Source organism: Saccharothrix sp. ALI-22-I (genome assembly GCF_001984175.1).
Taxonomy (GTDB): domain Bacteria; phylum Actinomycetota; class Actinomycetes; order Mycobacteriales; family Pseudonocardiaceae; genus Actinosynnema.
On sequence record NZ_MTQP01000030.1, the window covers coordinates 1 to 20,939 of the forward strand.

The 20,939-nt window shown below is 69.6% G+C and carries 17 protein-coding genes and 2 pseudogenes; 9 read left to right on the top strand and 10 right to left on the bottom strand.

The genetic code is table 11. The features are described from left to right. A partial coding sequence (locus ALI22I_RS02355; RefSeq protein WP_179118068.1) for a glycoside hydrolase family 43 protein occupies nucleotides 1–992 on the bottom strand: 992 nt, incomplete at its 3' end. A gap of 221 nt (nucleotides 993–1,213) precedes the next feature. Here ALI22I_RS02355 and ALI22I_RS02360 point away from each other — a divergent pair. Further along, the gene (locus ALI22I_RS02360) at nucleotides 1,214–2,605 is read left to right on the top strand and encodes a glycoside hydrolase family 43 protein (protein ID WP_238598026.1); all 1,392 of its coding nucleotides are present in this window, start codon (nucleotides 1,214–1,216) and stop codon (nucleotides 2,603–2,605) included. 34 nt (nucleotides 2,606–2,639) lie between these two features. Here ALI22I_RS02360 and ALI22I_RS02365 read toward each other — a convergent pair whose 3' ends face one another. From ALI22I_RS02365 to ALI22I_RS52835, 4 genes are all read right to left on the bottom strand, one after another. Beyond that, nucleotides 2,640–3,203, bottom strand: coding sequence for a YdeI/OmpD-associated family protein (locus ALI22I_RS02365; protein ID WP_077003917.1), 564 nt, complete (start codon nucleotides 3,201–3,203; stop codon nucleotides 2,640–2,642). 80 nt (nucleotides 3,204–3,283) lie between these two features. Continuing rightward, the gene (locus tag ALI22I_RS02370) at nucleotides 3,284–3,571 is read right to left on the bottom strand and encodes a hypothetical protein (RefSeq protein ID WP_077003918.1); all 288 of its coding nucleotides are present in this window, start codon (nucleotides 3,569–3,571) and stop codon (nucleotides 3,284–3,286) included. 43 nt (nucleotides 3,572–3,614) lie between these two features. Then, nucleotides 3,615–3,764: a hypothetical protein gene (locus ALI22I_RS52830; RefSeq protein ID WP_179118069.1), complete on the bottom strand. Its 150-nt coding sequence runs from the start codon at nucleotides 3,762–3,764 to the stop codon at nucleotides 3,615–3,617. Further along, nucleotides 3,733–3,993 carry a hypothetical protein gene (locus tag ALI22I_RS52835; protein WP_179118067.1) on the bottom strand — a complete coding sequence of 87 codons (261 nt, stop codon included), beginning with the start codon at nucleotides 3,991–3,993 and terminating at the stop codon, nucleotides 3,733–3,735. Before ALI22I_RS52835 ends, ALI22I_RS52830 begins: the two co-directional genes overlap by 32 nt. Here ALI22I_RS52835 and ALI22I_RS52840 point away from each other — a divergent pair. The 5 genes and pseudogenes from ALI22I_RS52840 to ALI22I_RS02395 all read left to right on the top strand — a co-directional run. Beyond that, nucleotides 3,928–4,116: pseudogene (locus tag ALI22I_RS52840) on the top strand (alpha/beta fold hydrolase); the annotation flags it as partial. The gene ALI22I_RS52835 and the pseudogene ALI22I_RS52840 overlap by 66 nt on opposite strands. Nucleotides 4,117–4,379: 263 nt before the next feature. Next, nucleotides 4,380–5,660, top strand: coding sequence for an ABC transporter substrate-binding protein (locus tag ALI22I_RS02380; protein WP_077003919.1), 1,281 nt, complete (start codon nucleotides 4,380–4,382; stop codon nucleotides 5,658–5,660). Then, nucleotides 5,657–6,664 (top strand): carbohydrate ABC transporter permease, encoded by a 1,008-nt coding sequence (locus ALI22I_RS02385; protein ID WP_238598027.1) that lies wholly within the window; start codon nucleotides 5,657–5,659, stop codon nucleotides 6,662–6,664. The genes ALI22I_RS02380 and ALI22I_RS02385 overlap by 4 nt, the downstream gene beginning before the upstream one ends. An 80-nt stretch (nucleotides 6,665–6,744) precedes the next feature. Next, nucleotides 6,745–7,560: a carbohydrate ABC transporter permease gene (locus tag ALI22I_RS02390; RefSeq protein ID WP_238598028.1), complete on the top strand. Its 816-nt coding sequence runs from the start codon at nucleotides 6,745–6,747 to the stop codon at nucleotides 7,558–7,560. 4 nt (nucleotides 7,561–7,564) lie between these two features. Next, nucleotides 7,565–8,125: a hypothetical protein gene (locus ALI22I_RS02395; protein ID WP_077003921.1), complete on the top strand. Its 561-nt coding sequence runs from the start codon at nucleotides 7,565–7,567 to the stop codon at nucleotides 8,123–8,125. Between the two features lie 458 nt (nucleotides 8,126–8,583). On the opposite strand, the gene ALI22I_RS02400 is transcribed toward ALI22I_RS02395, so the two are convergent. Then, complete coding sequence (locus tag ALI22I_RS02400; RefSeq protein ID WP_202970587.1) at nucleotides 8,584–9,534, bottom strand: LacI family DNA-binding transcriptional regulator; 951 nt, start codon at nucleotides 9,532–9,534, stop codon at nucleotides 8,584–8,586. Nucleotides 9,535–9,687: 153 nt separating this feature from the next. Here ALI22I_RS02400 and ALI22I_RS02405 point away from each other — a divergent pair, with 153 nt between their 5' ends. Continuing rightward, nucleotides 9,688–10,905: an MFS transporter gene (locus tag ALI22I_RS02405; protein ID WP_202970589.1), complete on the top strand. Its 1,218-nt coding sequence runs from the start codon at nucleotides 9,688–9,690 to the stop codon at nucleotides 10,903–10,905. A gap of 25 nt (nucleotides 10,906–10,930) precedes the next feature. Here ALI22I_RS02405 and ALI22I_RS02410 read toward each other — a convergent pair whose 3' ends face one another. Together ALI22I_RS02410 and ALI22I_RS02415 are read right to left on the bottom strand one after the other, a co-directional pair. Beyond that, complete coding sequence (locus ALI22I_RS02410) at nucleotides 10,931–13,279, bottom strand: ABC transporter permease (RefSeq protein ID WP_083751361.1); 2,349 nt, start codon at nucleotides 13,277–13,279, stop codon at nucleotides 10,931–10,933. Next, a complete protein-coding gene (locus ALI22I_RS02415; RefSeq protein ID WP_077003923.1) occupies nucleotides 13,276–13,968 on the bottom strand; it encodes an ABC transporter ATP-binding protein in 693 nt (230 codons plus the stop codon). Before ALI22I_RS02415 ends, ALI22I_RS02410 begins: the two co-directional genes overlap by 4 nt. Before the next feature lie 643 nt (nucleotides 13,969–14,611). On the opposite strand from ALI22I_RS02415, the pseudogene ALI22I_RS54985 reads away from it, so the two are divergent. After that, nucleotides 14,612–15,397, top strand: a pseudogene (locus ALI22I_RS54985) (sensor histidine kinase); the annotation flags it as partial. Nucleotides 15,398–15,500: 103 nt separating this feature from the next. Beyond that, complete coding sequence (locus ALI22I_RS02425) at nucleotides 15,501–16,109, top strand: response regulator (protein WP_238598029.1); 609 nt, start codon at nucleotides 15,501–15,503, stop codon at nucleotides 16,107–16,109. Between the two features lie 211 nt (nucleotides 16,110–16,320). Here the strand turns inward: ALI22I_RS02425 and ALI22I_RS02430 are convergent, their stop codons facing one another. Next, complete coding sequence (locus ALI22I_RS02430) at nucleotides 16,321–17,523, bottom strand: alpha/beta hydrolase family protein (RefSeq protein WP_238598030.1); 1,203 nt, start codon at nucleotides 17,521–17,523, stop codon at nucleotides 16,321–16,323. A 48-nt stretch (nucleotides 17,524–17,571) separates the two neighbouring features. Then, nucleotides 17,572–20,889, bottom strand: coding sequence for a BTAD domain-containing putative transcriptional regulator (locus tag ALI22I_RS02435; protein ID WP_143531906.1), 3,318 nt, complete (start codon nucleotides 20,887–20,889; stop codon nucleotides 17,572–17,574). Nucleotides 20,890–20,939: the final 50 nt, after the last annotated feature.

The window sequence follows — 20,939 nt, forward strand, 5'->3', positions numbered from 1 at the left end:
ACGCGGGTGCGGCGGTTGGGGTCGTTGAGCGGGTCACCGGAGATGTCGCGGTAGTTGCGGTCGTGGTAGACCAGGATGTCGCTCTGGCCGTCCTCGGAGACGGTGAACGAGTTGTGGCCCGGGCCGTACTGCCCGGTGGCGCTGTTGGTGGCGAACACGGGGTTCGGGCTCTTGGTCCACGACGAGGCGCTGAGCAGGTTCGCCGTCGAGGACGCGGTCAGCATGCCGAGGCAGTAGTTGGCGTCGGTGGCGCTGGCCGAGTAGGTGAGGAACAGCCGCCCGTTGCGCTCGATCACGGCCGGTCCCTCGTTGACCTTGTAGCCGACCGTCTCCCAACCGAGGGTCGGCACGGAGATCCGCGCCACGGTGCCGGTGATCGTCCACGGGTCGGTGCCCATGCGGGCGATGTAGAGGTTGGAGTTGGTGGAGATGCCCGGTTCGGCCTGCGCCCAGGTCAGGTACCGCACCCCGTTGGCGACGAACGTCGAGGCGTCCAACGCGAACGTGTCCCACGGGGTGGTGATCTTGCCGCGCTCGGTCCAGGCGCCGGTCAACGGGTTGGCGCTGGAGCTCTCCAGCACGTACATCCGGATCTTCCAGATGTCGTCGGCGCGGCCGGCGGCGAAGTAGACGTACCACTTGCCGTTGATGAAGTGGATCTCCGGCGCCCAGATGTGCGCGCCCATCTCACCGGTGGTGTGCTTGCGCCAGATCACCGTTTCCGGCGCGCTGGCCAGGCCCTGGATCGTGGTGGCCCGGCGCAGGATGATCCGGTCGTACTCCGGCGCGGTCGCGGTGAAGTAGTAGAAGCCGTCGGTGTGCTTGAAGATGTGCGGATCGGCCCGCTGCTCGACCAACGGGTTGGTGTACTGCACCGCGGGCGACGCCTGCGCGGCGGGCGTGCTCACCACCAGACCCGCGAGAGCGGTCATGACCGCGACCGCGATCACGGCCAGTCTGCGAACGATCCACCGGGGAACGGCACTGTCCATCGGTTCCACTCCATCGTGGGTCAGGCCAAGGCATCGCGGATTTGACTGTTAACGCTAACAGCGCAGCTCAACGAACCTCAATACCTCGTTACGAGACAGTTGCGACTCGGAGACCTGCCGCCACAGCACCATCCCGCATCGACCCTTGTCGGTAGTCGAGCGCCGCTGTTAGCGTTAACAGGATCGGAAGGAGGGCAATGACGCCCACAGGTTCGCGACCCATGCTCCGACGAAGGTTCATGTCGGCCGCGCTCGCGGCGGTCACGACGCTCACCGTCGCCACCGTCCCCGCCGCGGCCCAGGCACAGGTCGCCCCGGCGGCGACGTACTCCGGTTACGTGATGGGCTACTTCACCGAGTCGCCCACGATGGCGGGTGCCGCCTACGGACTGCACCTGGCCGTCAGCTCCGACGGTCTCGACTGGACCCCGCTGAACCAGAACGCCCCCGTGGTGACCCCGACCCAGGGCACCACCGGCCTGCGCGACCCGTTCATCATGCGCAAGCAGGACGGCACGTTCGTCGTGCTCGCCACCGACCTCAAGGGCACCAACTGGGCCGAGCAGAACCAGTACCTGCACGTCTGGGACTCGGCCGACCTGCGCGGGTTCACCAACTACCGCCGGGTGAAGATGCACTCGCTGGCCACCCACAGCTGGGCGCCGGAAGCGTTCTGGGACCCCGCCCGCGGCCAGTACGGCATCATCTACTCCGCCGCCAGCGGCGGCCACGACGTCATCATGGTCAACTACACCAGCGACTTCACCACGGTCAGCGCGCCCCAGGTGTTCTTCGACCCCGGCTACAACACCATCGACGGCAACCTGGTCAGCGCCAACGGCGTCAACTACCTGTACTTCAAGAACAACAACAACAGCACCCTCCTCGGCGCGCGCTCCACGTCACTGGCGCCGGGCAGCTTCCAGATCTACACCGGCGCCATCTCGCCGGGCCGCGGCGTCGAGGCGCCGCAGATCGTCAAGTCCAACACCCAGAACGTCTGGTACATGTGGGGCGACACGTGGAGCCCCAACGGGCGGTTCTTCGCCTGGCAGACCACCGACCTGGCCTCCGGCACGTGGACCCAGCTCAACGACCGCGCCTACACGCAACCGTTGAACTCCAAGCACCTCGGCATCACCGCGATCACCGCCACCGAGATGTCCAACCTGATCGCCAAGTGGGGCTCGCCGCGCTGGAACCGGATCAAGTCCTACAACTTCCCCGACCGCTACGTCCGGCACGCCGACAACGCCGCCCGCATCGACACCTACCCGTTCGACCCGTACCAGGACCAGCAGTGGAAGATCGTGCCCGGCCTGGCGGACTCGGCCGCGGTGTCGTTCGAGTCGGTGAACTTCCCCGGCCGGTACCTGCGGCACGCGAACAACGTGATGGTGCTCGCCGCGAACGACAACACGGCGCTGTTCCGGGCGGACGCGACGTTCCGCCGGGTGGCGGGCTTCGCCGACCAGAACTGGTCGTCGTTCCAGTCGTACAACTTCCCCACCCGGTACATCCGGCACTACGGCTACGTGCTGCGGCTCGACCCGATCACGTCCTCTTCCCCGACCACGGACAAGCAGGACGCGACGTTCCGAGTGGGCTACTGATCCACTGACCCACTGATGTACTGATCTACTGGTTTTACTGACGCAACTCGCCGACGATCCGCCCGAGCTGAACGGCTCGGGCGGACGGCGTCTTCGCCTTCATGAGGCGGAGGAACAAGGCGTACTGCCGGGTCCGGTCCAGGAGCTCGAAGCGTTCCCGGGCGCGTTCGTCGTTCGCCAACGCCTCCGCCAGGTCGGGTGGGACGGTGGCGTCGCGCTGCGACTGGTACGCCGCGTCCCACCGGCCGTCGGCCTGGGCCGCCCGGACCGCGGCGAGGCCGGGCTCCCGCATCCGTCCTGCGGCGACGAGCGCCTCGACCTTCTCCACGTTGACCCGCGACCACGAACTGCCCGGTCGACGCGGCGAATACCGTTGCAGGTAGTGGTGGTCGTCGAAGCCCTTGCGCCGGCTGTCGATCCAGCCGTAGCAGAGGGCGACGTCGAGGGCTTCGGTGATCGTGACCGACGTCCGGCCCGAGCCCTTCTTGGCGATCTCCACCCAGACCCCGGCCGTCAGCTCGTGGTGCTCGGCCAGCCACGACTCCCACTCGGCGGCGTCGGCGAAGGCGATGACCTCCGCGCCATCCAGCGTTTCCATCTGCTCTCCCGGGTCCGGTGATGACCCATGGTGCCGGGTCAAAGTGCTCACCTAGTGAGCACTTTGCCTCAGCATGCCGGTCACTCGCCGGACTCGCGCCGTTCCACCATGGTGTCGGGCGCGGACTCGGGGATCTCGGTGCGCACGTCGGAGTCGCGCAACACCTCACGTGCCTGGGCCTCGGCGTCGGCGCTGCCGGTGTCCTGTTCCTCGGGGAGCAGGTTGGCCCTGGTCCGCGCCCGGCGGTCGACGTCGTTGCGCCGGTCGAACACCTCCGGCCGGTCGAGGTCGTGCTCACTCCTGATGCGTGCCTCCTCGGCCTCCGACAACTCGGTCGCGCCGAGGTCCAGCGGTTCCTGATGCGTCATAAGCCTTGCCATACCCCGTGGGCGGCGGGTTGACGCCTGCAGATCAGGGGTGGGCACGGACCCGGTCGTGCTCGTCCACGGTCAACCGCACCCGGCCGTGGTCCAGCAGGGAGTTGAGCGCGGCGTGGTCGGTCGGGTCCACGATCCCCGCGGCCACCGCGTCACGCGCCTCGCGCAGCGGCCACCGCGTCACGCGCCTCGCGCAGCGGCTGCCGGGGAACGGGTCGAGCGGAGTCCAGCTCCCGATCCGCCAGCCATGCCTCGGTCAGGTCGTCGTGGTCCAGCAGGTCGTAGGCGACACCGGCCGCCACCCAGCGCGTGTTCAGCAGGTCGATGCCCAGCTCACCCTCGACGCCTACCCGGCGTTCCAGCAGTACTTCCGGGACACGCAGGTGCCGCTGCTCGCGGTGTGGGGGCGTCACGACGAGATCTTCGGCCCGGACGGCGCGCGGGCGTACCGGCGCGACCTGCCGGACGCCGAGATCCACCTGCTCGACGCCGGCCACTTCGCCCTGGAGGACAACCTGGACACCATCACCGGCTAAATCCGAGGATTCCTCGGTCGCGTCCTGAACTAATGGCGCAACCGCCCGGTCACCGCGAACGGCGGTGGCCGGGCGGGAGTCGAATGGTCCGTCGAATAGGCCGTCGAATGCGCGACACGGCTTCGCGAAAGCCTCCGATCAGCGGTCTCCCGGCTGCCGAAGCGGGCATTGACGTTGGCGTAATGTGCTCGTAGCCTCCCGGAAAGCGCTTTCCCTCTGCACCGCGCGGCACGTCGTGAAGCGGTCGAGACCGGAGGATCCGAATGGGTGCACTGAAACGTTTCAAGGGTCTGGCGACGTCGGTGGTCGCACTGGTCGCCTTAACGTCGGCCGCTGCCTGCGGTAGTGGCGGCGGCGGTGACGAGACGCAGGCCGGTCCGGCCACCCTGCGCTTCTCGTGGTGGGGGAACGCCGAGCGCGCCGAGCTGATGCAGAAGGCGATCGACCTCTTCCAGAGCAAGAACCCGGAAATCAAGGTCACGCCGAGTTTCCAGGAGTTCGAGGCCTACTGGCAGAAGATGGCCACCGAGACGGCCGGTGGCAACGCACCCGACGTGATGCAAATGGATTTCGCCTACCTCCGGGAGTACTCCGACCGCAATGCCTTGTACGACCTGAAGAAGCAGGAAGGCAAGAACCTCGAACTGGGTGACCTGCTCGACGGGCTCAAGGGCGCGGGCGAGATCGACGGCGCGTTGTACGGGGTGCCGACCGGTGGCAACACGTGGGGCTACATGTACAACCCGGCGTTGTTCGCCCAGGCCGGTGTGGAGGAACCGAAACCGGGCTGGACCTGGGACGACTACGACAATGCCATGACCACGATCGCCGCGAAGACCGGTGTGCACGGCGGCGGCAACTACATCGGCAGCTACTACAACCTGGAACTCCAACTGCGCCAAGAGGGCGCCTTGCTCTACACGGAGGACGGCAAGCTCGGCTTCGACAAGGCCCGGCTGGCGGAGTTCTTCAAGCAGGGCGTGTCGTTGGCCGACGCCAAGGCCGTCCTGCCGATCGAGAAGGGCGTGCAGATCAAGCCCTCGCACCCGCTGGAACTGGACCTGGTGGCCGGTGACCTCGGCTGGGACAACTTCATGGCCCGCTACGACAAGGGTGCCAAGGCCGAGCTGAAGCTGGGGCCGGTGCCGACCGACCACCTCGGGACGTCCGGTCAGTACCTGAAGCCGTCCATGCTGCTGAGCGTGTCGCAGAAGAGCGAGAACCCGGCGGCGGCGGCCAAGCTGGTCTCGTTCATGGTCAACGACCCGGAGGTCGGCAAGATCTTCGGCGCGAACCGTGGCCTGCCGCCGACGAACGCCCAGCGTTCCGCCGCCCAGCTCGAAGGCCCACTCGCGGCCGTGGCGGCGTACGAGGAGGACTTGAAGGACAAGTTCGGCAAGACGCCACCCGCACCGCCGAAGGGCGCCGGCACGTTGGAGCAGGCGTTCATCCGGATCGCCGAGGAGCTGCAGTACAAGCGGATCTCGGCGGACGAGGCGGTCGACCAGTTCTTCACCGAGGCCGACGAAACCCTCGGGTCGTGAGCGGGGCGACGATCACGCCGGACCGGAGCGGCGAGGCCTCCCCGACGGGTTCGCGCGAGCGGGGCCGTCGGGCCAGTCGGGCCAGTCGCGCCCGCCAGGCCCGTCTGCCCGGCGACGGTCTGGCGGGCTACCTGTTCCTGTCGCCGTGGATCATCGGGATCGTCGTGCTGACCCTCGGCCCGATGCTGACCTCGCTGTACCTCTCGTTCACCGACTACGACCTGTTCAACAGCCCGCAGTGGGTCGGGCTGGAGAACTACCAGCGGATGTTCTCCGACGCGCGCTGGCTCAGGTCGGTGGAGGTCACCGCGCTGTACGTGGTGCTGGCCGTGCCGATCAAGCTGGCCGCAGCGCTCGGCGTCGCCTTGCTGCTCAACGGCAAGCGTCGCGGGCAGGGCTTCTACCGGGCGGCGTTCTACGGTCCGTCGCTCATCGGCGGCAGCGTCGCGGTGGCGATCGTGTGGAAGATGATGTTCAGCGACGACTCGGTGGTCGACCAGCTGCTGCTGACCGTCGGCATCGACACCGGCGGCTGGGCGGGCAACCCCGACTTCTCGCTGCTGATGCTGGTGCTGCTGGCCGCGTGGCAGCTCGGCGCGCCGATGGTGATCTTCCTGGCCGGGCTCAAGCAGGTGCCCCGGGAGCTCTACGAGGCGGCCGAGGTCGACGGCGCGGGCCGGTGGCGGCGGTTCCGGTCGATCACGTTGCCGATGATCTCGTCGGTGGTGTTCTTCAACCTGCTGCTGGAGACGATCAACGCCTTCCAGGTGTTCACGTCGGCGTACGTGATCGGCGGGCCGAACGGGCAGCCGGCCGGGAGCACGTTGTTCTACACGATCTACCTGTTCGATCGGGGCTTCGGCGACTACCGCATGGGTTACGCCTCGGCGATGGCGTGGATGCTGCTCCTCGGCGTCGGCCTGGTGACGGTGTTCCTGTTCCGGACCGCGCGCGGGTGGGTCTTCTACTCCGGTGACTCCGGAGACTCGGGGGACAAACGATGACACGACGGGCTTCCACACGGGCTTCCGCACCGGCTTCCACACCGGCTTCCGCCGTCGGCGGAGCCGGCAAGCTGACCCGAGTGGCCTGGCACGTCGGTGTCCTGGTGCTGCTCGCCATCGTGCTGTACCCGATCTTGTGGGTCGCGGCGGCGACGTTCAAGCCGTCGGGGGACATCATCGGCAGCCTGCAACTGTTGCCCAGCAAGGTGACCACGGCGAACTACGACCGCGTGTTCGAGGGCGTCGTCGGGATCAGCGTGTGGCAGTTCTTCCTGAACTCCGCCGTACTGGCCGCGCTGTCGGTGGTGGGTACCGTGGCGTCGTCGGCGCTGGCGGCGTACGCGTTCGCCCGGTTGCGGTTCCGGGGGCGGACGGCGATGTTCGTGATCATGATCAGCACGCTCCTGCTGCCGTTCCACGTGTTGATCATCCCGCAGTACATCGTGTTCCAGAAGCTAGACCTGATCGACACCTACGTGCCGCTGCTGGCAGGGAAGTTCCTCGCCTCGGAGGCGTTCTTCGTCTTCCTCATCGTGCAGTTCATCCGCAACCTGCCGCGCGAACTGGACGAGTCGGCCAAGATCGACGGGGCGAACCACTGGAGCGTGTTCTGGCACATCATCCTGCCGCTGTGCCGCCCGGCCCTCATCACGACCGCGATCTTCACGTTCATCTGGAGCTGGAACGACTTCTTCGGTCCGCTGATCTACCTCAGCACACCGGACAAGTACCCGCTGCCGTTGGCGTTGCAGCTGTTCATCGACGAGTCGACCGGCTCGGACTTCGGGGCGTTGATGGCGATGTCCATGCTGGCGCTGGTGCCGGTGATCCTGTTCTTCCTGTTCTTCCAACGCTTCTTGGTGGAAGGCGTGTCGACGTCGGGTCTGAAGGGGTGACGGGATGAGGCGGTTCGCATTGTTCGGCGAGTGCCTGACAGCCGGCCTGCTGGTCCTACTCGTAGCCCTGCCCGTGGTAACCCTGCTGCCGGCACTGGCTGCCGGGTGTGCGCACATCAAGGCACACGTCGACGGTGAGACCACCGCCGTCCGGGCGTTCTTCGAACGCGTGCGGGTCGCGCTGCCCGGCAGTTGGCCGGTGTCGATCGGGGTGATCGCCGCGTTCGCGGTGTTGGCCGTGGACGTGGTGCTCCTCCGATCACGCGTCGCCGGCGGCGGATTCGTGGCCGTGGTGTGCGGTGTCGCAGCGGTTGGCCTCGCCGTCGTGGTTCTTCGTGCTGCTGCGGCATGGTCGCCAGGAGTGCGATGGACGGCGTTGGCGCGCGAGGCCCCACGTCATGCCGTCGCAGATCTGCGCGGTTCGTGCCTCCTGGTCATGGCACTCGGCGTACTACTGATCGTGACGTGGCAACTGCCTCCCCTGCTGCTGCCAATGCTCGGTTGCGTCCTGATGGCAGCCGTAGCCGTCGACCGCCGCCCCGCCACAGCCACCAACCCGTCTTGACCACCGTCCCCACCTGCCCTCACCTCGCAGGATCACAGACCACCGGCAGCAACCCCGTTGGCCGGCAACGCGTAAATCTGAGACAATCTGCACCTGCCTGACCAGGCCTTTTACCCGACGAGGGGATACACGATCGAGTGATCATGACCCCCGAACCCACAAAAACAGCGTTATCCACCACCTGAAACGTCGGTTGAAACAACGAGGACCGCGACCAACCCCCTCGGCGTCAGCGCTCTCCCGATCATCACTCTCGCCGTCAAGCGCTCTCGGCAGTCAGCGCTCTCCCGATCATCACTCTCGCCGTCAAGCGCTCTCGGCAGTCAGCGCTCTCCCGATCATCACTCTCGCCGTCAAGCGCTCTCGGCAGTCAGCGCTCTCCCGGTCAGCGCTCTCGCCGTCAAGCGCCTTCGCGGTCACGGTCAAGCGCTCTCGCGGAGAACCAACGTGGAGGGGTGTCAAGCGCTCTCGCGGAGAACCAGCGTGGAGGGGTAGAACGTCAGCGAGCTGGAGCGGCGACGGTCCAAGACCGCTGTGGCTGCTCTGGCGGCGATGTCCTCGACCGGGTTGGTGGTCGTGGTCAGGCCGGGGCGGCTCAGGGCGGCGAACGCGATGTCGTCGAAGCCCGCGACCGCGACGTCGCCCGGCACATCCACGCCCGCGCTGCGGAGCGCGCCCAGTGCTCCCAGGGCGGACAGGTCGCCCAGGGCGAAGACCGCGTCGGTGTCCGGCCAGCGGGTCATGATCTCCGTCGCCGCCGCCTCGCCCCGTGCGGCGGTGAAGTCTCCCGGTACCAGGCGGGGTGGGGTGCCTGCCTGGTCCACCGCGCGGTGGTAGGCGGTGACGGCGCGGTGTGTGCACGGGAGCCAGGGTGGGCCGGTGATCATGGCGATCCGGCGTCGGCCGCCGGCCAGGAGGTGTTGGACTACACGTGTGGTGGCGGTGCCGTTGTCTACGTCGAAGGACGGGACGTCGCGTGAGCCGATGCCGATGGCGGCGATTCGGCCGCGTAGTGATTTCGGCACTGCGGCTAGCGCCGGTTTTGTCGGGTTGACCAGGATCACGCCGCCGATGCCTCGGTTCTCCGCCAGCCGCGCCAGTTCGTCGGGGGCGTGCAGTGGGAGCCAGTGCAGGGATACGCCTACTTCGCGGGCGGCGGCGGTTTTGGCGGTTGCGGCTAGTACTCGGCCGACGTAGGGGTCGTTCAGGGTGTGCGGGGTTTGGCCGCCGACGGCGACGGCGATGCGGGTGCCGCTGCGGGTGGCCAGGGCGCGTGCGGCGGCGTGTGGGACGTAGTGGAGTTCGGTGGCGGCTGCGGCGACTCGTTGGCGTGCGGCTTTCGACGCTGGGCCTCGGCCGCTCAGCACGCGGGACGCTGTCGCGGCGGACACGCCGGCTGCGCGTGCCACGTCGTCCAGAGTTGCGTCGCGTTGCTTTCCGGGCACTGGGTCAGTGTGCCGGCTCTGTGGCGCCGGGTCAGCGTGCTGGGCCTTGTGGTGGAAGCGCTTCCACGGGTGGGGTCGGTATATCCGAGGAGATGGAAGACCTGAGGAGGAGTTCGGATGTCCACGCCATTGGCTTCGGCGACGGGGGCTGGTCCGGCCGCCGTTCGGGTTACCACGATCGGTGTGGCGGTGACGTTCGGGCTCAACGGTGTGGCGGTGGCGTCGTGGTTCGCCCGTGTCCCTGCCGCTCGGGATGCGTTGGGGCTTGGGGCGGGCGGGCTTGGGTTGCTGTTGCTCGCCATGTCGGCTGGGGCGACGTTGGCGATGCTGACGGCGGGTGAGGTGGCGCATCGGCTCGGGGCGCGGCGGTCGGTGTGGGTCTCGACGGTGGGGGTTTCAGTTGGGTTGGTGGTCGCCGGGTTCGCGATTGGGGCTTGGCCTTCGGTGGTGGGGACGGCGGTGGGGTTGTTCGTGCTCGGCTACGGGTCGGGTGTGTGCAATGTGGCGATGAACGTTGAGGCGGCGGCGGTGGAGCGGGTCATCGGGCGGACGGTGATGCCGCGGTTCCACGCGGTCTGGAGTCTGGGCACGGTGGCCGCCGCTGGGTTGGCCGCGTTGGCGGCGTGGGCGGGTGTGCCGGTGACGGTGCATCTGGCGGGTGTCGCGGTGGTGGTGTTGGGCGGCACTGTGGTTGCGGCACGTACGTTCCGGTACGCCGGTGACGCGGTCGGTGCGAAGGGTGGGAGTGGTGTGCTGGCGGCTTGGCGTGAGCCGCGCACGTTGCTGATCGGGTTGTTGGTGTTGGTGTTGGCGTTCACCGAGGGGACCGCGAACGACTGGGTGGCAGTGGCGTTCGTGGACGGGTACTCGTTCGGGCCGGCGGCGGGCGCGGTGGTGTTCGGCGTGTTCGTGGCGACGATGACGTTCGGGCGGGTGGTCGGCACCGTCGCGCTCGACCGTTGGGGACGGGTGCCGGTGTTGGTCGGCACGATGCTGTTGGCCATCGGCGGGGTGGCGTTGGCGGTGCTGGGCGGGTCGCCGGTGGTGGCGGTGGCCGGGGTGGCGTTGTGGGGGTTGGGCACGTCGCTCGGGTTCCCGGTGGGGATGAGCGCGGCCGCCGACGAGAAGGTCCGTGCGGCCGCGCGGGTGAGCGTGGTCGCGGTGATCGGGTACACCGCGTTCCTGGCCGGGCCGCCGGTGGTCGGTCTGCTCGGTGACCAGGTGGGAATCCTGCGGGCACTGCTGATCGTGCCGCTGCTGTTGGTGCCCGCGCTCGCCCTGGTCCCCGTCCTCCGCCCGCCTGCACGCCTACCGGGAGGCACGGCTTCCCGGTAGGTCGACCGACTATTCGGTGCGCAGGCTATTCGGTGCGCAGGGCGGCGGCGGTGCGGATCTTGGCGGCCCAGGTCGCCGGCAGCAGGGCACCCAGGACGGCGATCAGCAGCCCGCCGACGCCCAGTAAGAGCAGTTCGGGCAGGTGGAGGACGGTGAAGGCGGAGGCGGGTAGGCCGATGCCGGCGTTTTCCTCCATCGCGGGCAGGACCGCTTCGTGCAGGGCGACGCCGGCCGGCACGCCGACGACACCGCCGATCACGCCGATGAGCACGACCGACGCGATGACCATGGCGATGGTCTGCCTCGGCGTCATGCCCAGTGCTTTGTGGACACCGAGGTCGCGGATGCGTTCGCGGGTGTCGAGCACGACGGTGTTGAGCACGCCCATGGCGGCGACGGCGACGAGCATCAGGGTGAGCATCGCGGTCAGACTGTTGATCAGGACGATCGTGTCGCTGGCTTGATTGGTCCGGCCGGGTTGAGCGGCGGCGCTGAAGGGCTTCAGGGCGGTGTTCAGGGTGTCGACGTACGCGGTGAGGTCGGTGCCCGGCTGCACCGTGATGAAGTGGCTCGCGCGCTGCGGCTCCGAATCGGAGATGGTGACCGTCCGGGCGTCGGTGAGGACGACCATGCCGTCGTTGCTCATCTCGAAGACCTCACCGACGATCCTGACGGTGACCGCCTTGTCACCGTCGTTCAGGGTGACGGTGTCCCCCACGCGCTTGCCGGTGGCGTTCAGGAACGGTCTCGGCGCGACGGCTTCACCCGGCTCGTCGAACCACGTCCCCGAGACCATCTGGTAGCCGTCCCAGGTGGCGTCACCGTCGAACGCGACCACCGTGGTGGTATCGGCCACCCCGGCGACGGTCATCCGCGTCCTGGCGGTGCTGTAGTACGCGCTTGTCCCGGGTTGGGCGTCGATCAAGGCGGAGACGGCGGCGGAGTCGACCGTCAGCGGAGGGCCCGGCCGACCGGGACCGGACATGCCCGGGCCCGCGGAGCCGACCGTCACGTCGGCCGAGTCGTGGTTCCGGGCGATCTGCACCTGGTTGAGCGACGACGCCAGACCCACGGCGAACGTGACCGCGGTGGCACCGAAGAGGACCGCCGCCGTCATCGCCACCGCACGGGCGGGACGCGCGAACGGACGGGCCAGACCTAGGCTGACCGGTCGCGGCAACGGGAGCCGCGCGGTCAGGCGGGCCGCCCACTGCCCGCGGCCGGGACGCGGCGTCCGCCCGACGGCGATCGCGTCCACCGTGCGCAACCGCCCGGCCCGCAACGCGGTCACCCACGCCGTCAACGCCACCATCCCCAGTGCACCGAGGATGACCACGACGTCGACCCACGGCGCCACGGTCAACGTCACCGCGCCGTACACCTCCTCGGTCTCCGCCAACACCGGGATGGCCAGCAGGTTGCCCGCGACGACACCGATCGCGATGCCGACCGTTGTCGGGATCAGCGCCTGCCCCATGTACGCCCACACGACCTGCGCGGGCGTGAACCCGAGAGCCTTGAGGATGCCGATCCGCCGCGTCCCCGCGCCGACCGCGCCCGCGACCACGTTGCCGACCACGAGCAGCGACATGAACAGGCCGAGCACACCGAACGCGATCAGGAACGGCACGAACACCGCGATGGCGCGATCGGCGGCTTTCTTGACCACGAGCCACGACTGCGACCCGCTCAACGCCCCCTCGGGAGCCGCCGCCGTCACCGCCGCACGGCCCGCGTCGACCTGTTCGGTGGTGTCCGCCGCCGCGAAGCGGTAGAGCACCTGGTACCCCTGGGGCGAGGTGATCCGGGACGGTGTCACCCAGCCGTCGGCGGTGCGGCTGACCGACCGGGCCAGGCCCACCACGGTCAACGTCGGGCCGCCCGGCAGGTCGGGGAACGACAACCGGCTGCCCAGCGCCGACCCGGTCGGGGTCTTCGCGAGCGGACCGTCGGCGGACAGCACGATCTCGGTCGGGCCGCTCGCCCACCTGCCCTCGGTCAACGTCACGGCGTCCACCGGACCACCCGGATCGGCCCGGCCCACGACTGTCATGGGCGGCGGGGTGCCGGGGCCGCCGTCCACGCGCGGTGTGATCGACACGGTCGGGAACGGCCCGGCCGCCGTGGTGACACCGGAAGCGGTCGTGGTCGCCGACAACTGGTCGGCCGTCGTCCTGCCCGCGTCGAACTGCGCGGACAGGTGCGCGCCGTTCTGCTCGGCGAACGCGTCGTCGAACGGCGCGGTGGACGCCACCAGCAGCGAACCGCCGAGCACGGACGCGGTCACCGCCATGGTGGTGGCGAGCCCGATCACCACCGTCTGCACCCGGCGACGTCCCACGCCCGAGCGCACCACCCGTCCCAGCGCGCTCATCGGCTCGGCTCCGCCACGACGTCACCCGCGATCCGGCCGTCGACCAGCTGGATCGTGCGTCTGGTGCAGGACTGGGCCAACGCGAGGTCGTGCGTGACCACGACGATGGTCTGGCCGTCGGCGTTCAGCTCGGTGAACAGCGCGCTGACCTCCTCACCGGAGGCGGTGTCCAGCGCGCCGGTCGGTTCGTCGGCCAGCAGCAGCGCGGGCCGGTTCATCAACGCCCTGGCCACCGCGACGCGCTGCCGCTCGCCGCCGGACAGCCGACCGGGGTAGGCGCGGGCGTGCCGGGCGACGCCGAGGGTGGAGAGCAGTTCCGCCGCACGTCTGCTCGCCTCGCCCCGCGCCATGCCCGCTAACTGGGCGGGCAGCACGACGTTGTCGGTCACGGTCAGGTCGTCCAGCAGGTTGAAGAACTGGAACACCATGCCGATCTTGGCCCGCCGGTAGCGCGCCGACGCGGCCTCGCCCAGCCCGTCCACGCGCACGCCGTCCACGGTGACGGTGCCCGTGTCCGGTCTGTCGAGGGCGGCGATCAGGTTGAGCATCGTGGACTTGCCGCTGCCTGACGGGCCGAGGATCGCGACGGCCTCCCCCGCCTCCACGGTCAGCGACACGTCGTTCAACGCCGGTGGCCCGTCGTCGTACCTGCGACTCACGTCGCGCAGTTCGATCACCGGCGTGGTCATGGTCGCTCCCTCGGTTCGGCACATCTGACGCCGTGAACGCTAGGAGCGCGGCCGATCCGGGCGCGTCGGTCGGGGGAGGCATTTCCGGTACCCCACTGGGATGAGGACGATCCGGGTCATCCTTGAGATGTAGGCGAGCGGTATACCCGGATGATCAGCCAGGTGGATGCCCCCTCGCGTGGCCGTCGGCGAGAATGGGCCGATGACGAACGCGGACCGACTGTGGGGCTGGGCCACCTTGGCGACGCTCCCGACCGGTCCGCTGCCCCGGCCCACGCGGCGCAACTACGTCTTCGACGCCGTGCTGGCGCTGGTCATCGGCATCGGCACGGTGGACTACGCGATCGAACGCGGGGGCGCCGTCCCGTACAAGGTGACCGTCTACGGGCTCCAAGCCATCGGCCCGGCCCCACAGGGTGGTGTGTTCGGCGCGGTCGTCGTGGCGGTCCTCGCCTCGGCGTCCTTGGTGCTGCGCCGCCGGTATCCGCTCGTCGTGCTGTGGGTCGTGCTGGACCTCAGTCTGGTGACGCCGCCCGAAACGCCGAGGCTCTCGTTCTACGCGTGCGTCATCGCCGCCTACTCCGCCGCCGCGTACAGCCCGTACCGGGCGCCGGCGTTGGCGACTCTGCTGCTGACGGTGCTGATGGTGGCGGTGTTCCGGGATTCGGAGCTGCCGGTCGTGCCGAACAAGTACGTCCCGTTCCTCGTCCTGGCCCCGCTCATCGTGGCGGCGAACGGTCTGCGCACGTGGAAGATCCGCACCGACGAAGGCCGGGCGCAGGTGTCCGCGTTGGAACAGGAGCAGGCCGAGGCGTTGCAGCGGGCGGTCGAACACGAACGCTCCAGGATCGCCCGGGAGCTGCACGACGTGGTGACGCACCACGTCAGCGTGATGACCATCCAGGCGGGCGCGGCCCGGAAGGTCATGGCGGTGGAGCCGGACCAGGCGCAGGAGGCGTTGCTCGCGGTCGAGGCGGGCGGACGGGCGGCGATGACCGAGTTGCGGCACGTCATGGGCCTGCTGACGATGGACGGCGCGGACCCGGCCGAGCTCGCCCCGCAGCCGGGCCTGGACGAGCTGGAGGCCCTGGTCGCACGGGTGCGGAACACCGGGGTGTCGGTCGGGTTGACCGTGACCGGGCGGCCGCGCCCGCTGCCGTCCGGGGTCGAACTGGCCGCCTACCGGGTGGCGCAGGAGGCGTTGACGAACACCGTCAAGCACGCGGCGGGCGCGTCCGCGACGGTGACCGTGGACTACGGCGCCGACCACCTCGGGGTGGAGGTGGTCGACACCGGCGGCACGGCCGGTCCGGGCGCGGCCACCGGCAACGGGCACGGGCTGATCGGCCTGCGTGAACGCCTCGCCGTCTACGGCGGCACGCTGAAAGCCCGGCCACGCCCCAGCGGCGGCTACCGCGTCACCGCGTCGATCCCCCTGGAAATTCCCCTGGAATCCCCCTGGAGGCACCGTGACCGGGTCGCTGCGCGTGGTGGTCGCCGACGACCAGGCGCTGGTCCGCACCGGCTTCCGGATGATCCTCACCGCCGACGGCATCGACGTGGTCGGCGAGGCGACCACCGGCGCGGAAGCCGTCGCCGCGGTCCGGCGCACCCGGCCCGACGTGGTGCTGATGGACATCCGGATGCCCGAGTTGGACGGCTTGGAGGCCACCCGGCGCATCCTGACCGGAGTGGACGGTGAGCCGCGCGTGATCATCCTGACCACGTTCGACCTCGACCACTACGTGTACGCGGCGCTGTCCGCCGGTGCCAGCGGTTTCCTCCTCAAGGACGTGACGCCGGAACACCTGGTGGCCTCCGTCCGCATGGTGCGCTCCGGTGACGCGTTGCTGGCGCCGACGATCACCCGTCGCCTGGTCGAACGATTCGCCAACCGCGGCGCGGACACCGCGACGCTGCACCGCGACCTGGCCGCGTTGACGCCGCGTGAGCTGGAAGTCCTGCGGCTGCTGGCCCAGGGGTTGAGCAACGCCGAACTCGCCCAACGGCTGCACCTGTCCGAGGCGACCGTCAAGACCCACGTGGCCCGCATCCTGGCCAAACTCCAGCTCCGCGACCGTGTCCAGGCCGTCGTCGTCGCCTACGAGACCGGTCTGGTCAGCCCCAGCGGACAGGAGTGACGGCCTGTGAAGCGCGACTCTGCCACCGACTCCGCGCCCGCCGACTCCGCGCCCACTGACTCCGCGCCCGCTGACGAGGATCGCCAGGGTGATCGTGGCGGTTCACGCGTCACCCGGCTTCACCGCGCACGCAGTGCAGGAACGGCCCGACGCGGCTCTCAACGGTGCCGACGAGAGCACCCTGGCGTTCGTCATGGGCCGACCGGTTTCGTCAGGACGGGAACCGCACGTCGGGATATCGGTCGGACGGCCCGTCGAGCAGTGGTTGCGGTCGGTGGCGCAAGTGCTGGTCGAAGAACGCGGTCAGGTACGCGCGCTGGGCGGCGGTGCTCCGTGCGGGATCCACCGTGCCGATGAGGGGCGCCAGGGCCGCGGGGTCGATGTCGAGACGGGGCAGCAGGACCTGGTAGTCGGTGAAGGTGAAGTGCTCGCCTTCGGGCAGGTGGAGTTGGCGCGCCCAGGCGCGGTGGTTGGTCAGGAACTCCCGCCACGACGGGTCGGACGCGGCGCTGTGGTTGCCCGCGCTCATCAGCAGGAACGGCCGGTCCAGGCCTTCGTTGACGACCCGGCCGAAGTCGCGTGCCGACTGGGAATACGCCATGCTGCCGTCGAGGTTCGCGCCCGCGTCGATCCGCCGGTCGGACACCATCGTCTCGCCGGCCGTGAAACCGCCCGCCGAGTGGCCGACCATGCCGATCCGGCCCAGGTCCAGGGACCGGCCAAGCCCGTGCGGCAGGCGTCGTCGTCCGGCGTCCGGATTTCCGCCCCGGGCCAGGACTTCCAGTTGGTCGAGGACGAAGCCGGTGTCCTGGACCCGGGTCGCGATCAACCGCTTGCCGACCTCGATGCTCGACGGCGGGAGGGCGCGCCGGGCCACGCGGCCGTCGGGGAACTCGACCGCCGGCGCTTCGTGGGTGTGGTCGATGGCGACGACCACGTAACCCTCGCTGACCAGCTGTTCCATGAGGCTGGCGCCCATGGACCGTGACCGGCTGCCGCCCGGGGAGTAGAGGACGACGGGGCGTCGACCGGGAACTGCGTGGGCGTTGAGATTGGAGTGGGTGGTGAAGCCGTAGTCGAGTTCGGCCGGGTCGATCTTCAGGGTCGCGGCGTCCTCGTCGGCCGTGACTTCGGCGACAGCCGGTGACATGAACGGCGTCGGCGAGGTGCCGTTGACCGTGGCCGGATATCGGATGGTGACCATCAGTTCCCGGACGGCGGTGGGCACCCAGGGGTCTTGGCGGGCTTGGTCGACCAAGTGGAGTTCGGTGATACCGACCGAGTAGGGGCCGGTCGGCGCCGGCAGCTCGAACCGGACGGGTAACGGCGAGGCCGCCGCTGTCGGGACCGAGGCCGCCAACGCCACGCCGGTCAGCAGGGCCAGCCCGCGCACGGCCAATCGTTTTTGATTCACACGTCGAACCTATGGAGGCCCGATCGCGCCCGGTATCGGGATGATCACCTAATCGGTCCCTGAGATTTCGCCGAGGTCTTCTAGTCCATTGTGGAGCTTGGCTGCGATCGACTGTGCCTGACGGTGGTGCTGTGCGGCATGGTCGTGCCGTCCGAGGGCGGCCGCGAGGTTGGCCAGGTGGACAGCGGTGGGGCCGAGGCTGAGCAGACCGCTGCCCGCACCGGCCAGTTCTTCGGCCGCCGGGAGCAGTCGGGTGTAGAGGCGTTCCATCGTCGGTCGGTCGCCGGTTTCGATGGCGATCATGGCGTGTAGGCAGGTTCGGGCTTCGAAGAGCAGGTCGTGCGGGGAGTCGGGGACGGCGGTGCGGGCTTCGTCGCGCTTGCCTTGTGCCAGCAGGACAAGCGGACGGGTCCAGGGCTCGTAGGGGCCCCAGTCGGCATCCTGGACGTCGCCCAGGGTCAGCAGGGCCAGTGGGAGGATTCCCTGTTCCAGACCGGACATTCCGGTGCCGGTGAGGCGGGTGGCGGCGGCCCGGTAGGTGGTTCTGGCTTCGTCGTGTTGGCCGGTCAGGGCGAGTCGGAGTGCGGCGTACCAGGTGGTGAAGACGCCGACGAGTGGTAGGTCGTGGCGTTCGGCCAGTGCGTCGGCCGCGGCTGCGTGTCGGTCGGCGGACGCGAGGTCGGCGAGCGCGGCATTGGCCTGGATGAGGATCAGATGTGCCAGCACCTCGAAGGTGACCAGGCCGTGACGGGCGGACAGGGTCAGCAGTTCTTCGCCGATCCGGGCCCGGTCGGGGGCAAGTCCGGCGCGGTGGAACGTCTGCATGAAGCGGCCGTTGAGCGCCAACGCCAGCAACGACGGGTCGTCCAGGTCGCGGGCGATCGCTTCGGCTTCCTGTGCTGCTTGCCTTCCGCGTTGTCCGGCGTCGGCACGTCGTTCCATCGCGATGGTGATCAGGAGACGTGCGCGTTCGGCGTCGTGGCCTTGAGGTAGGAGGGCCAGGGTGCGTTCGGCGGCCGTGACGAGACGGGCGGACAGGGCCTCGTCGTCGTTGGTCGTCCAGATCGCGGGCACGTCGAACGAGCCGATCGTGCGGGCGGCCAGCACCGGATCGCCGACGGCCTCGGCGACCGCCTCCGCCCGGTACCGCCTTGCCTGCTCCAGATCGCCGGTCACGGCCAGCGCCCGGACCATGCCCATCACGGCTTCCAGGCGTGCCCGTGTGTCCACCCCGGACCGGTCGAGGGCTGCGACCGTCTCCCGCCACAGCGATACCGCTTGGTGCGGCGCGAATCGGCGTTCCGCTCGTTCGGCGGCGGCGCGGGTGTAGTGCGCGGTACGTGTGGCGGTGGCACGGTTTCCGGCGCGCAGGAGGTGGTGGGCGATGGCTTCGACGTCATCGGGGCGTGCCTGCTCGATGACGTCGGCGGCTGCGGCGTGCCACCGGGCACGGCGGGCGCGGGTGATGTCGTCGTACAGGGTTTCGTGCACGAGCGCGTGGGTGAACCGCAGGCGGTCGGTGTTCTGCTCGACCAGGAAGCCGGCGAGGAGTGCCGATTCGACGGAGTCCAGGACCGCGTCCTCGTCGCCGGCGAGCGGGATGAGCACGTCGAGGTCTATGTCCTGGCCGAGGATTGAGGCTTGGCGCAGGTGGGTCCGCGCGGTCTCGGTGAGCTGGGTCAGGCGGTGGCGGATGACGTCGCGGACGCCGGTGGGGACGGTGCGCAGGGCGGCGTCGCCCTCGGTTTCCCAGAGGCGGGTGAGCTCGCGGACGAAGAACGGGTTGCCGGCGCTGCGGGCGTGGATCGTGCGCGCGTCGGCGGGGGTCATTTCGCGGTCGGTGATGGCGGCGACGAGTTCGCGGACCTGAGGTTCGGTCAGTCCGCCCAGGTAGATGCGGGTGGGTTCGGTACGGGCGGCACGGCCGAGTGCCTCGGCCAGGGCGGCGGAGATCTCGGTGGAGCGGTACGTGGCGACGATCAGCAACGGGCCGGCGTCGGGGTCGGCGGCCAACGCGGTCACCAGGGCGAGGGTTTCCTCGTCGGCCCAGTGCAGGTCGTCGAAGACCAGCAGGATCGGGCTGTTGGTGGCGATCGTGGCCAGGTAGGAGCCGATCGCGCGGTGGCGGTGGAACCGTGCCGCGACCGGATCGTCGGCGGTGGGGGCGGGTTCGTGTCCGGCTGCGGAGAGGGTTTCGCGGATCTGCGTCCACGGCCAGGCTGCGGGCGCGCCTTGGAGTTCGGGGCAGGTGCCCCAGGCGGCGGTCCAGCCGGCGGCGGTCAGACGTTCGGTCAAGGTCTTGGCCAACGCGGTCTTGCCCGCTCCGGCCGTTCCGGAGATCAGCGCGAGACGCGGCCGCCCCGCCGCCGCCGCCGCAACCACCGCCGCTCGCTCCAACTCGGCCACTTCGCCGGTACGTCCGACGAACGGGTGTTCGACCGGGGTGGACAGACCGATCGGCCACGGGCTCGACGGGCTCGGCAGCGGACCGGCCGGATTCGACGGCGGCCGGCCCAAAGGCGAACTCAGCGGCGGCCGCGGTGAAGCGGAGTGCGGCGGTGGTGGAGCGGCCGGCGGGGGTGGAGTGGGATGTTGCGGTGGGGTGAGGTGCGGGGCTTGGGTCAGGACGTCCGTCTCCAGTTGGCGAAGGCTGGGGCCGGGGTCGATGCCCAGTTCGGTGCGCAGCACCTCGCGTGCCTGCCGGAGCGTTGCCAGCGCCTCGCCCTGCCGGCCTGTTTGATACAGTGCGAGCGCGAGCAGCCGTCGGCCGTCTTCGCGCAGCGGGTGCGCCGCGACATGGGCTCGCAGATCCGGCACCGACTCGGCTGCCTTCCCCAGCGCCAACGCCACCTCGGCCCGCCGTTCCACGGCCAGCAGCCGCACTTCGTCCAATCGAGCGGCCTCACCACGCGCCCAGGCCTGGTCGGCGAACTCCGCGTACGCGGGTCCCCGCCAGAGCCCCAGCACCTCGTCCAGCAGCACGCGTGCGTCCTCGACGCGGTCGTCGGCCAGCAACCGGGCGGACGCGGAGACGGCGGCCTCGAAACGCCACGCGTCCACCGCCTCAGACTCGGCGCGCAACGCGTAACCGGGCGGCACGGTGACCAGCAGACGGGCGGGCGCACGAGGTGGGCGGTCCGGCTCCAAGGACTTCCGCAGAGCGCCGACGAACGTCTGCACCGCGCCGAGAGCACCCTCCGGAGCGCCGTCGTCCCAGAGGTCGTCGATCAGCCGCGTGACCGGCACGACCCGCCCCCTGGCGACCAGCAGCCGCGCCAGCACAGCCCGGTGCCGCAGCCCTTTGAGGTCGACCGGCCCGCGCTCGTCCACGGCCTCCAGCGGCCCCAACACCCCGAAACGCACCATCGCCGACAACGTATCCGACCGGTCCCGCACTGGCCGCCCCGGTCAGCGCT